General features: G+C 64.2%; 8 protein-coding genes, 1 tRNA gene and 3 rRNA genes. 9 read left to right on the top strand and 3 right to left on the bottom strand.

The features are described from left to right. The first annotated feature begins 115 nt into the window (after positions 1 to 115). The 3 genes from FOF52_RS16855 to rrf all read left to right on the top strand — a co-directional run bounded on the left by FOF52_RS16855 (position 116) and on the right by rrf (position 5,390). Positions 116 to 1,650, top strand: a 16S ribosomal RNA gene (locus FOF52_RS16855). Between the two features lie 422 nt (positions 1,651 to 2,072). Next, positions 2,073 to 5,170: ribosomal RNA gene (locus FOF52_RS16850) — 23S ribosomal RNA — on the top strand. 104 nt (positions 5,171 to 5,274) lie between these two features. Continuing rightward, positions 5,275 to 5,390, top strand: a 5S ribosomal RNA gene (gene rrf / locus FOF52_RS16845). The 16S, 23S and 5S rRNA genes sit together here, the layout of an rRNA operon. An 839-nt stretch (positions 5,391 to 6,229) precedes the next feature. On the opposite strand, the gene FOF52_RS16840 is transcribed toward rrf, so the two are convergent. Continuing rightward, positions 6,230 to 6,538 carry a v-SNARE N-terminal domain-containing protein gene (locus FOF52_RS16840; protein WP_248590891.1) on the bottom strand — a complete coding sequence of 103 codons (309 nt, stop codon included), beginning with the start codon at positions 6,536 to 6,538 and terminating at the stop codon, positions 6,230 to 6,232. Between the two features lie 243 nt (positions 6,539 to 6,781). Between FOF52_RS16840 and FOF52_RS16835 the strand changes: the two genes are divergently transcribed. From FOF52_RS16835 to FOF52_RS16820, 4 genes are all read left to right on the top strand, one after another. Next, entirely contained in the window at positions 6,782 to 7,609 is an 828-nt protein-coding gene (locus tag FOF52_RS16835; protein ID WP_282573600.1) for a helix-turn-helix domain-containing protein, read from the top strand. A 281-nt stretch (positions 7,610 to 7,890) separates the two neighbouring features. Then, a complete protein-coding gene (locus FOF52_RS16830; RefSeq protein ID WP_248590890.1) occupies positions 7,891 to 8,013 on the top strand; it encodes a DLW-39 family protein in 123 nt (40 codons plus the stop codon). A gap of 139 nt (positions 8,014 to 8,152) precedes the next feature. Next, a tRNA-Ala gene (locus tag FOF52_RS16825) sits at positions 8,153 to 8,228 on the top strand. A gap of 376 nt (positions 8,229 to 8,604) precedes the next feature. Further along, entirely contained in the window at positions 8,605 to 9,150 is a 546-nt protein-coding gene (locus tag FOF52_RS16820; RefSeq protein ID WP_248590889.1) for a DUF1707 and DUF4870 domain-containing protein, read from the top strand. A 96-nt stretch (positions 9,151 to 9,246) separates the two neighbouring features. Here FOF52_RS16820 and FOF52_RS16815 read toward each other — a convergent pair whose 3' ends face one another. After that, the gene (locus FOF52_RS16815; RefSeq protein WP_248590888.1) at positions 9,247 to 9,807 is read right to left on the bottom strand and encodes a hypothetical protein; all 561 of its coding nucleotides are present in this window, start codon (positions 9,805 to 9,807) and stop codon (positions 9,247 to 9,249) included. 256 nt (positions 9,808 to 10,063) lie between these two features. Here FOF52_RS16815 and FOF52_RS16810 point away from each other — a divergent pair, with 256 nt between their 5' ends. Together FOF52_RS16810 and FOF52_RS16805 are read left to right on the top strand one after the other, a co-directional pair. Further along, entirely contained in the window at positions 10,064 to 10,591 is a 528-nt protein-coding gene (locus tag FOF52_RS16810) for a peptidylprolyl isomerase (RefSeq protein ID WP_248590887.1), read from the top strand. An 11-nt stretch (positions 10,592 to 10,602) separates the two neighbouring features. Next, on the top strand, positions 10,603 to 11,493 hold the full coding sequence (locus tag FOF52_RS16805; RefSeq protein ID WP_248590886.1) for a rhomboid family intramembrane serine protease: 891 nt from the start codon (positions 10,603 to 10,605) through the stop codon (positions 11,491 to 11,493). 222 nt (positions 11,494 to 11,715) lie between these two features. Here the strand turns inward: FOF52_RS16805 and FOF52_RS16800 are convergent, their stop codons facing one another. Then, entirely contained in the window at positions 11,716 to 11,976 is a 261-nt protein-coding gene (locus FOF52_RS16800) for a cell division protein CrgA (RefSeq protein ID WP_248590885.1), read from the bottom strand. Between the last annotated feature and the right edge of the window lie 135 nt (positions 11,977 to 12,111).

Genomic DNA, 12,111 nt, shown 5'->3' with positions numbered 1-12,111 from the left:
GGGTGGGGGTTCCTTTGATCGGCACCCTTGGGGTGTCGGGCTTGGGTTGAGCCTCTCTTGATAGGTGTGCCGCTTCCGCACCCCCGGTGGGGTGTGGGGGTTGGTGTTTAGGCCTTTGATGGAGAGTTTGATCCTGGCTCAGGACGAACGCTGGCGGCGTGCTTAACACATGCAAGTCGAGCGGTAAGGCCCCTTCGGGGGTACACGAGCGGCGAACGGGTGAGTAACACGTGAGTAACCTGCCCCTGACTCTGGGATAAGCCCGGGAAACCGGGTCTAATACCGGATACGACTTCTCACCGCATGGTGGGGGTGGAAAGGTTTGTTCCGGTTGGGGATGGGCTCGCGGCCTATCAGCTTGTTGGTGGGGTGATGGCCTACCAAGGCGATGACGGGTAGCCGGCCTGAGAGGGCGACCGGCCACACTGGGACTGAGACACGGCCCAGACTCCTGCGGGAGGCAGCAGTGGGGAATATTGCGCAATGGGCGGAAGCCTGACGCAGCGACGCCGCGTGGGGGATGACGGCCTTCGGGTTGTAAACCTCTTTTACCACTCACGAAGGCTCCCAGTGTTCTGGGGGTTGACGGTAGGTGGTGAATAAGGACCGGCTAACTACGTGCCAGCAGCCGCGGTAATACGTAGGGTCCGAGCGTTGTCCGGAATTATTGGGCGTAAAGAGCTCGTAGGCGGCCTGTCGCGTCTGCTGTGAAAGTCCGGGGCTTAACTTCGGGTGTGCAGTGGATACGGGCAGGCTTGAGGTAGGTAGGGGAGACTGGAATTCCTGGTGTAGCGGTGAAATGCGCAGATATCAGGAGGAACACCGGTGGCGAAGGCGGGTCTCTGGGCCTTACCTGACGCTGAGGAGCGAAAGCGTGGGGAGCGAACAGGATTAGATACCCTGGTAGTCCACGCCGTAAACGTTGGGCGCTAGGTGTGGGGACTTTCCACGGTTTCCGTGCCGTAGCTAACGCATTAAGCGCCCCGCCTGGGGAGTACGGCCGCAAGGCTAAAACTCAAAGGAATTGACGGGGGCCCGCACAAGCGGCGGAGCATGTTGCTTAATTCGACGCAACGCGAAGAACCTTACCAAGGTTTGACATCACCGGTAATCCTCCAGAGATGGGGGGTCCTTCGGGGATCGGTGACAGGTGGTGCATGGCTGTCGTCAGCTCGTGTCGTGAGATGTTGGGTTAAGTCCCGCAACGAGCGCAACCCCTGTTCCATGTTGCCAGCACGTGATGGTGGGGACTCATGGGAGACTGCCGGGGTCAACTCGGAGGAAGGTGGGGACGACGTCAAGTCATCATGCCCCTTATGTCTTGGGCTGCAAACATGCTACAATGGCCGGTACAGAGGGCGTGCGATGTCGTGAGGCGGAGCGAATCTCTTAAAGCCGGTCTCAGTTCGGATTGGGGTCTGCAACTCGACCCCATGAAGGTGGAGTCGCTAGTAATCGCGGATCAGCAACGCCGCGGTGAATACGTTCCCGGGCCTTGTACACACCGCCCGTCACGTCACGAAAGTCGGCAACACCCGAAACGCGTGGCCTAACCCCTTGGGGAGGGAGCGTGTGAAGGTGGGGCTGGTGATTGGGACGAAGTCGTAACAAGGTAGCCGTACCGGAAGGTGCGGCTGGATCACCTCCTTTCTAAGGAGCTTGTGGTGCCGACCGGATTGTCGTGGGTCGGCGAGCTCGACAGTGGAACCCGCTTCCGTGCCTCGTCTGGGGTGTGGGGGTGTGGTACTCGGGTGTGAAGAGATGAACTTTTCCCTGCTTGGTGCTGGTTTCTTGGTGGAGCCGGTGTTGGGTGGGGGCGCGCTGTTGGGTGTCTGAGGGAGCAACCGTTCCTCTGCGCCGGTGTCCTGTGGTGGGGTGTTGCCTCGTGTGTGGGGTGGGGCCTTGCTGGTGGGGCTGGGTGTGGGGGGTGGGTGTTTCCGCGGGTGCCATCCCGGCGAACTCCGGATGGGTTCGGTTGGACTGGGTTCTGGTGGGCCTGTCTGGTGGTGGTCGGGTGTGTGGCTGGTTGTTTGATTTGTGGATAGTGTGCGCGAGCATCTTGTTTCTGTGGTGGCCAAGCGAGTGTGGCATACGGTGGATGCCTTGGCACCAGGCGCCGATGAAGGACGTGGGAGGCCGCGATAGTCCACGGGGAGTTGTCAACCGAGCGGTGATCCGTGGGTGTCCGAATGGGGAAACCTGGCGTGCGTGATGGCACGTCGCCGCTGTCTGAATGTATAGGGCAGTTGGTGGTGACGCGGGGAAGTGAAACATCTCAGTACCCGTAGGAAGAGAAAACAATAGTGATTCCCTGAGTAGTGGTGAGCGAAAGGGGAGGATGGCTAAACCGCGTGCGTGGTAAAGACGGCAGTCGTTGCGTGTGTGGGGTTGTGGGGCGTGTCCGGTTCCATCTGCCGGTGGGACGCGGTGATGGCTCGGCTAGTCGAAACCGGTGGGAAACGGTACCGTAGTGGGTGAGAGTCCCGTAGGCGAAGGCTGGGTCTAGTCGTGGGGCGCGTGCCCGAGTAGCGCGGAGCTCGAGGAATTCCGTGTGAATCTGGCAGGACCACCTGCTAAGCCTGAATACGTCCTGGTGACCGATAGTGGACGAGTACCGTGAGGGAAAGGTGAAAAGTGCCCCGGTGAGGGGTTGTGAAAGAGTACCTGAAACCGTGTGCTGTCAAGCCGTCAGAGCCTGTCTTTTGGGGTGGGTGATGGCGTGCCTTTTGCAGAATGAGCCTGCGAGTCATGGTGTGTGGCGAGGTTAACCCGGGTGGGGGAGCCGTAGCGAAAGCGAGTCTGAAGAGGGCGTTGAGTCGCATGCTGTGGACCCGAAGCGGGGTGATCTACCCATGTCCAGGGTGAAGCGGGGGTAAGACCTCGTGGAGGCCCGAACCCACCAGGGTTGAAAACCTGGGGGATGAGGTGTGGGTAGGGGTGAAAGGCCAATCAAACTCCGTGATAGCTGGTTCTCCCCGAAATGCATTTAGGTGCAGCGTCGCGTGTGCTTGCCGGAGGTAGAGCGACTGGTTGGCTGATGGGCCCGACAAGGTTACTGAGGTCAGCTAAACTCCGAATGCCGGTGAAGTTGAGCGCGGCAGTGAGACTACGGGGGATAAGCTTCGTGGTCGAGAGGGAAACAGCCCAGATCATCGGCTAAGGCCCCTAAGCGTGTGCTAAGTGGAAAAGGTTGTGGAGTTGCTGTGACAGCCAGGAGGTTGGCTTAGAAGCAGCCATCCTTGAAAGAGTGCGTAATAGCTCACTGGTCGAGTGATTGTGCGCCGATAATGTAGCGGGGCTTAAGCACACCGCCGAAGCCGTGGATGCCGGTGCCTCTGTGGGGGTGTCGGTGTGGTAGGGGAGCGTCCTGCGTGGGGTGAAGCTGCGGAGTGATCCTGTGGTGGACTGCGTGGGAGTGAGAATGCAGGCATGAGTAGCGTTACCGGTGTGAGAAACACCGGCGCCGATTGACTAAGGGTTCCTGGGGCAGGTTAATCCGCCCAGGGTGAGTCGGGGCCTAAGGCGAGGCCGACAGGCGTAGTCGATGGATAACGGGTTGATATTCCCGTACCCGTCCGCATGCGCCCAGTACCGAGGCTTCTGATGCTAACCACCACCGGCTGGTGCAGTGCCTTCGGGTGTTGTGGCTGGTCGGCGTGGGATCCGAGGGGGTAGTAGGTAAGTGATGGGGTGACGCAGGGGGGTAGCTCTACCGGGCGGTGGTTGTCCCGGGTCAAGCGTGTAGCCTGGAGCATAGGTAAATCCGTGTTCCGTGACGGGTGAGGCGTGATGTCGAGGCGTTGAGCCGAAGTGAGTGATCCCGTGCTGCCGAGAAAAGCCTCTAGCGAGTGTGTGGACGGCCCGTACCCGAAACCGACGCAGGTGGTCTGGTAGAGAATACCGAGGCGTTCGGGTGAACCATGGTTAAGGAACTCGGCAAATTGTCCCCGTAACTTTGGGAGAAGGGGAGCCCTGTCTGGTGATGGACTTCGCGTCCGGAGCTGGGTGGGGTCGCAGAGGCCAGGGGGAAGCGACTGTTTACTAAAAACACAGGTCCGTGCGAAGTCGTAAGACGCGGTATACGGACTGACGCCTGCCCGGTGCCGGAACGTTAAGAGGACTGGTTAGGTGGGTTTCGGCCTGCCGACGCTGGGAATCTAAGCGCCGGTAAACGGCGGTGGTAACTATAACCATCCTAAGGTAGCGAAATTCCTTGTCGGGTAAGTTCCGACCTGCACGAATGGCGTAACGACTTCCCCGCTGTCTCAACCGTGGGCCCGGTGAAATTGCACTACGAGTAAAGATGCTCGTTTCGCGCAGCAGGACGGAAAGACCCCGGGACCTTCACTATAGCTTGACATTGGTGTTTGGGATGGCTTGTGTAGGATAGGTGGGAGCCGGTGAAGCTCGGACGCCAGTTCGGGTGGAGGCGTTGGTGAAATACCACTCTGGCTGTTTCGGGCATCTAACCTGGGACCGTGATCCGGTTCGGGGACAGTGTCTGGTGGGTAGTTTAACTGGGGCGGTTGCCTCCTAAAGGGTAACGGAGGCGCCCAAAGGTTCCCTCAGCCTGGTTGGCAATCAGGTGGTGAGTGTAAGTGCACAAGGGAGCTTGACTGTGAGACGGACGTGTCGAGCAGGTGCGAAAGCAGGGACTAGTGATCCGGCGTCGGCGTGTGGAAGCGGCGTCGCTCAACGGCTAAAAGGTACCCCGGGGATAACAGGCTGATCTTCCCCAAGAGTCCGTATCGACGGGATGGTTTGGCACCTCGATGTCGGCTCGTCGCATCCTGGGGCTGGAGTTGGTCCCAAGGGTTGGGCTGTTCGCCCATTAAAGCGGCACGCGAGCTGGGTTTAGAACGTCGTGAGACAGTTCGGTCCCTATCCGCTGCGCGCGTTGGAGACTTGAGAAGGGCTGTCCCTAGTACGAGAGGACCGGGATGGACGAACCTCTGGTGTGCCAGTTGTTCCGCCAGGAGCATGGCTGGTTGGCTACGTTCGGGAGAGATAACCGCTGAAAGCATCTAAGCGGGAAGCTTGCTTCGAGATGAGGTCTCCTGCCACCGTGAGTGGGTAAGGCTCCCCAGAGATGATGGGGTTGATAGGCCGGATGTGGAAGCCTTGTGAGGGGTGGAGCTGACCGGTACTAATCGGCCGAGGGCTTGTCCACCGCAGATACAAGGTGTTCGCGCACACGAATCCACGGGCCCGTGAGGGTCGAGGAACAGGTTTCCCTGCTCGTCCCCGTGTGGGGGGTGGGTGTGGGGTGAGGGTTACGGCGGTCATAGCGGGCGGGGTCCACCCGGTCCCTTTCCGAACCCGGTCGTTAAGCCGCCCAGCGCCGATGGTACTGCCCTGTGGTGGGGTGGGAGAGTAGGTCGCCGCCGTACACACACGTGTGGGGTGGGGGGTTGTTGTCGGGAGGTTCTCCCGGACGCAATCCCCCACCCCCCTTTTTTTGTTGTTGGTGGAACGCCACCAAGACCCCATGGCTGTTCCTGGTCGTGTCGGCTCGGCTTCTCCGCTCCGGGCGGAGAGGCGCCCCGCACCAGGAGCGGGACGTGCTCCCGGATCGTCCGACGCTCCGTCACCACCGTTGTGCCCGGCGTGTTCGTCGTTGCCCGTCCTGAAGGCATCCGGGGTGGACAGCCGCGAAGCAGCGGCCGGAATCCACCTGCTGTCCGGCCACGTCCCCGCGCTGAAGGAGTCACAGCTCCTGCTCGACGAGGAGGAGCTGGAGCCGAGGGCGTGGCCCGCCCCCACGCGTCCAGTGGTGCTCCGTCGGGGGTCCGGGCAGCCCGAACCCCCGACTCGCCTGCATCAGACGGCCTCAGAGCCTCCAGGGCGCTTCCGTGGACCGGCGGCGTGTCGAGGCCGCCCACGCGGAGGAAACCTCGGGAGACCGGGCATCACGGTCTGAAGCCCTGCCCACGGGCAGGGGCCTGTCGGCGGAGGACACGAGGACAGCCGGCCGGGAAACAGAGAAGGGGTGTCACTCCTCGTCGGAGTCCACCCCCGCAGGTACTTCGAGCAACTGGCGCACCAGCGCCATGAACTCTTCGTCGCTCATCGCGGCCCAGTCCACATGCTCATTCATGATGACGCGGTTCCCCGATTGCAAGATCAATAAGCGTGTGTCACGGCCAGAAGACAGAGAAAACTGTGTGAAGCCCTGGTTTTGAACGCTTGACCTCGGGGATGCGCCGTCGTGACCTGCGACCGCTCGGGGTCACAGCCTCCGTTGGAGAGCCGACCGGCACTCGGGGCAGCGGCACCGCTTGTTGTAGCCGGTCACGGTACCGTGCGGCAGGTCGGGATCACGCTCCGCGGTGAGGGTGGCGTCGAGTTGCGAACCGAACGCGCTGAGCACACGCGCCGCAGAGAACACCCGCTGGGGAGTCACCCCCAGTTCACGGGCGGCGTCGTCGAGGTGGACCCCCATGCGGAGCTTCGCGATCAGCCTGGAGCGGGTGGACGGGGGAAACTCGCGCTCCATCGCCTCGATCAACTGCTCGGCGTCGTCAACGGGGTAATTCATCGGCTTCCTCGACTGGACCGGAAAGTTCGTGGCCTCCTGGCTCAACCGCATCGTACGCGCTCTTCGGTCCGGACTCGTCGTGCTCTTCCCCGCAGGGAACAGGGAAGCCGAAGGCGGCGAAACAGAAGCGGCGCCTCCCGCATACGAGGACGAACAATTTCCGGGAACGCATTGCCCGTGGCGCACAGTAGTGATTCCCTGGTTTACACAGCCAGAGACCTCAGTTTTCCCGGACGAAAACTCATGACCAGCACCGTCGTTCGCCGTCGTCTGTCAGCGGAGTTGCGTCGCTGGCGGATGCGGGCCGGCCTGACGCTCAGCGACGCCGCCGGGGAACTCGACTGGTCGCCCGCGAAACTCGGCCACATCGAGACGGGCATCCGTAAGCGGCTGTCGATCACCGAGGTGCTGGCCCTCCTCCAGCTGTACGGAGTGACCGGAGGCCAGCGCGAGGCCATCTTGGCCCTGGCCCGCCAGGCGCGGGCCCGTCCCTGGTGGGCCGAGTACGAGGACGTCGTCTCCTCGCCCTACGTCGGCAACGAGGCGGGCGCCGTGGCCATCGACACCTACGGCGGGGCGCTGGTGCCCGACCTCCTCCAGGTCCCCGAGTACACGGCCCTGCTGGCGCGCGCCAGAGGCTACGACAGCCGGACGACCGAGCGGATGGTCGCCGCCTACCTCAACCGCCAGGAAAACCTCGCCAGGGACACTCTCAGCCGCTACCACGCCCTGGTCGAGGAGGACGCGCTGCAACGGGTGACCGATCCGCGGGTGAGGCACGCGCAACTGCGCCGGATGATCGAACTGGCCGAGGGGCACGCGCGGGTCACCGTCCAACTGCTCGCCACCTCCCTCGGGCCGCACGTGGGAGCTGCCGGGCCGTTCGCCGTGCTGGAGTTCGACGAGGACGAGAGCTCCCTGGTCTTCGTGGACACCCCGCACGGCGGAGCGATCGTGGAGGCGGAGACGGATGTGGCCCGCTGCCAGCAGGTGTGGCACGCTCTGGTCGAGGCGGCCGGCAGCCCGCAGGACACGGTCACGGTCCTGCGCCGCCTGGACCTGCTGACCTAGTGTGGCCATCCCTTCACCGAAATCCTCGACGGCGCTGATAACGGCTGGATCAAGGAGTGACGGAAGGCACGCCACCGCACGCCATTCACGCTGACGGTGCCGCAGGGTTGCTAGGCTGCTGGGGGGACAAAACCATAAAGCGCTGTAAAGACGCCTTAGGCTCGGTTTGACGGGCTCGCGTGGAAGAGGACGACCGCGTCAACCGTGACTCGGATCGCTCCGAACCGCGCACCGGGTTTCCATCCCAAACATCTCGGAAAGAAAGCAAAGGGGTCCTCACCGTGAAGAAGATCATCGTCCTGGTGCTGGTGGCCCTCGGGGCGTTCGCCATCTACCGTAAGATCCAGGCTGACCGCGCCGAGCTGGACCTGTGGACCGAGGCCACCGCCGCCAGCGAGAGCTAGGTCCGGCCCATCACTGAACTCCACCAGCCGAAGCCCTGGTGCCGTCCTCCGGTTGAAGGCCACCGGTCGCCCCACCCAAGGCGAGAGAGCGGTATGCTCTTCAATCGTTGTCGTGTGAACGCGGCAATGACCGTGCCGAGGGGCCATAGCTCAGCTGGCAGAGCGCCGGTTTTGCATACCGGAGGTCAGGGGTTCGACTCCCCTTGGCTCCACCAGTGAACACACAGGTCAACACAGACCACGTCGGCCGCCCGCTCACCAGAGCGGGCGGCCGACGCGCGTCCGGTGCACTCTTCGGCGGAACTCCGGGACGGGGTCCGGGCGTCGAACAGGGAGAAGGCGTCCCTGTCGGGCGGAAGACGCGTTGAGTCAGCAGCCGGTGACGGAGCCGTGAATCAGGGGATTTTCAGGGGTGTTCCGCTGGTTTCGGAGCGTCGAGAGCACTGAACATGGACAGGGAGAGCATGACTTCCTGAAAGAGAAAGCCGTAGAGCAGAGAAGACCCGCAGAGCGCGGCAGGGAGTGAAAGTGGCCGTGTACAACCCGACACCTCCAGCCCCTCACGGGGGGAGCCCCGTCCCGCCGTCCCAGATGCGAGTGACCCACGCGGAACGCGACCGTGTCGCCGAAGTGCTGCGGGACGCGTACGCGGAAGGACAGCTCGACGAGGAGGAGTTCGACGAACGACTCAGCCGGACGATGGCGGCCAAGACCCGGGGGGAGCTGCAACCGCTGGTCGCCGACCTGTCCGTCAGCGCCGCCTCGGCCGTGGCGCCGAGCCCGGAACCGCAGGGCGAGCCGACGAAGGAGGAACGACTGTGGGCGGCGGGCGGCCACCTGTCGGGGTACTTCCTCCCGGCGCTGGGACCGCTTCTGGTGCTGCTCGTCAAGGGCGACTCGCCGTACGCGCGTGCCCAGGCCTTCCAGGCGCTGAACTACCACCTGAACCTCATCATCGCCGGGCTGGTGATGCCGTTCGCCCTCTTCCTGATCGTCACCATCCCCTTCTACCTCTTCCTGTTCCTGGGGTGGGCGTTCCTGCCGCTGATCGCCGCGGTGGCCGCCGTCGCGGGAAGCCACTGGAAGTACCCGCTCACCATCGAGGTCATCAAGGACAGGCGCACCACCGACCGGTGAGCTCCCCTCCCGGGGACGACAGCAGAACGACAGACGCCGGTGGCCCCACAGCTGCTGTGGGGCCACCGGCGTTCACCGGGCAGGAAGGCCAGGGGCCTACCGTGTGACCCGGCCGTTCAGCTCGCTGGAGCCTTCCGAGACGGTCTCGGGGGACGCCTCGGCCTCGGACGCCGACGTGGAGCCGCCACGGAACCTCTCGCGGGTCTGACGGGCCTTCTCCGCCAACTGTTCCCGAGTGTGGCGCACCTGCTCGCGAGCGCTCTCCAGGTTGGCCTGCCACTCGGCGTCCTGGGCGGCCTGACGCAGCCGCAGCACGGCGTACACGGCGGCGAGGCCGACCGCTCCGACACCGACGTAGACGAGCGCCCGCGGGACCCTGCGGCGGGGGGCGGCCGGGACCGGCTCCACCTTCTGTGCGGCGGTGGTCAGCAGTTCGGCCACGCGGGGGGCGACGGTGTCCTCCACCCGCTGGGCCGCGGTCTGCAACCGGGGGGCGGTCCACCCGCGGGCCTGCTGGATGCGCAGGGCCGCGGCCTCCTTGGCCTGGGTGGCGTAGGGGGCGAACCGTTCCGCCTGCTCCCGAGCCATCTCCTGCAGGCGGCTCAGGGCCTCTTCGGCTTCCTTCTTGGCCTGTCGACGCTGCAACGCGACTGACACGTGGTCCTCCTCATGGTTCGCAGGCTGCTGGGTGCCCTCTTCCCGAGCGTGTGCGGCCTATGCCTGAGACGTCGGGCCCGACACTTTCGACCCGTCCGTTATCGGGGTGTTATCTCAACATACGTGGTTGGTGCGGGTCCGATCACGTGTCGGGCACCGTGTCTGTGGTCTCTTTTCCGGTCGCGGCGGCCGTCGGAGGGGCCCGGGCGAGCGGTAACGTGTCAGGGGTAAGCACCAGCAACGGAAAGGCACTCGGGTGTCTGACACCAAGGGTCAACTCTTCGCGCGACTGAACACCAGCAAGGGCACGGTTGTCGTCAGGCTCTTCCCCGACGAAGCGCCGGAGACGGTCGCGAACTTCGTCGGTCTTGCCGAGGGGACCAAGCAGTGGATGGACCCCCGCACGGGTCAGCCCACCACGGCCAAGCTCTACGACGGCACGGTGTTCCACCGGGTCATCAAGGGATTCATGATCCAGGGCGGCGACCCGCTCGGCAACGGGCGCGGCGGCCCCGGATACAAGTTCGGGGACGAGATCGACCCGTCCCTGAGGTTCGACCGCCCCTACCTGCTGGCGATGGCCAACGCGGGGCCGAACAGCAACGGGTCCCAGTTCTTCATCACCGTGGGGACCACGGACTGGCTCAACGGCCGGCACACGATCTTCGGTGAGGTCGTCGAGGGCAGCGAGGTGGTCGTGGCCATCTCCGAGGTTGCCACCGACCAGATGGACAAGCCGTTGGAGCCCGTCGTCCTCCAGTCCGTCACGATCGAACGCAGTTAGGCACGAGCGGTATGAGCGCCTCTCCCAGTTCCGAACCGACCTCCCCTGCCGTTCCCACCTGTTACCGGCATCCGGGCCGGGAGACCTACGTCCGGTGCCGGCTGTGCGACCAGTACATCTGCCCGGACTGCATGCGGGAGGACGCGGTCGGTTTCCAGTGCGTGGAATGCGTCGCCAAGGGGAACCGGAGTGTGCGAGAGGCGCGTACCGTCTTCGGGGGCAGAGTCATCGCCAAGCCCTACGTGACGTGGGTGCTGATGGGGCTCATCGGGGCGGTGTTCGTGGCCCAGATCGTGTCGGCCGGCTCCCCGGGGCTCGTCGCCACCACCTCCGACGCGCTCGTCATCCGGTTCGGCATGTGGGGCCAGGCGGTGGTGGTGTGGGGCCAGTGGTACCGCCTGCTCACCGGGGCGCTCCTGCACGGCGGTGTGATGCACCTGCTGTTCAACGGGTTCGCGCTGTACATCCTGGGCCCCCAGCTGGAACGCTGGCTCGGGCATCTGCGTTACGCGGCGCTGTGGGCGGTCAGCGCGCTCGGCGGATCGGTGCTCGGACTCCTGGTGCAGCCGGGGGTGATGTCGGTCGGGGCGTCCGGCGCGATCTTCGGACTGTTCGGCGCGGTCTTCGTGTTCGGCCGGCGCCTGGGGTTGGACACCCGGTTCATTCTCGGCCTGCTGGCCGCCAACCTGCTGATCACCTTCCTGGTGCCGGGCATCTCCTGGACCGCGCACCTGGGCGGTCTGGTGAGCGGCCTGCTCCTGGGAGCGGTGTACGCCTACCTTCCCCGGCGGAGGGGCGCAGGCACCGAGCCGTGGCAGCGTGCGGTCTGGCACGCAGGGATCACGGCCGGATACGTGGCGCTGCTCGTCGCCGCGGTGGTGGCGGCGCCGAGCCTGTCCTGAAACGGGGGAACGGGCAGCCCGGCACCCCGCCCGGTCGGGACCGCCGTCCCGGTGGTGGCCTCTGCCCGTGACCCCGGTCTCAGAAGCGCGCGGAACCGGTGCGGTGACGCTGGGACCAGCCTGTGGATAACTCTGTGGATAACCCTGTGGATCAGCTGTGGGAAAACCTCACAGCACCCCTGAAGAGCTGGGAAAACAGTGTCACGTTCACCTTGTGGACAATCAGCGCCAGCGTGTGGAGAGGATGAGCGCCATGATGATGCCGCTGAACCCGATGGCGAGGTTCCAGTTGGGCTGCTCCTCCAGGAACGAGACCGGGACGAAGTTGCCGATGATGTAGTAGACCCCGATCCACAGGATTCCCAGGAAAAAGAACGTCAGCATGGCCGGGGCCACCCAGCGCCCGCCGATCTTCGGCTGGGGAGCCGTCGGGGGCGGAGTGTAGACGGCCTTTTTCTTGCGAACGCTGCGAGACTTGGGCACGGTCGCTGCTCCAAAATACAGGTGGTCCGAAAGGTAGTCCGAGACGGTACGCCAGTCTACGGCACAACCGGACGTGCGGGCGAATACCTCTCACGACGGACTGTGATCAACGCTGGTGGGGCCGGGTGATCCTGC

The sequence above is a fragment of the Thermobifida alba genome, from assembly GCF_023208015.1.
Taxonomy (GTDB): Bacteria; Actinomycetota; Actinomycetes; order Streptosporangiales; family Streptosporangiaceae; genus Thermobifida; species Thermobifida alba.
This window is presented reverse-complemented; position numbering and strand designations above follow the sequence as displayed.

What these genes read in the sequence shown, in the direction of transcription:
- FOF52_RS16840 (WP_248590891.1), bottom strand. Translation starts at nt 6,538, where the DNA reads ATGAATTACCCCGTTGACGACGCCGAGCAGTTGATCGAGGCGATGGAG.
- FOF52_RS16835 (WP_282573600.1), top strand. Translation starts at nt 6,782, where the DNA reads ATGACCAGCACCGTCGTTCGCCGTCGTCTGTCAGCGGAGTTGCGTCGC.
- FOF52_RS16805 (WP_248590886.1), top strand. Translation starts at nt 10,603, where the DNA reads ATGAGCGCCTCTCCCAGTTCCGAACCGACCTCCCCTGCCGTTCCCACC.
- FOF52_RS16820 (WP_248590889.1), top strand. Translation starts at nt 8,605, where the DNA reads ATGCGAGTGACCCACGCGGAACGCGACCGTGTCGCCGAAGTGCTGCGG.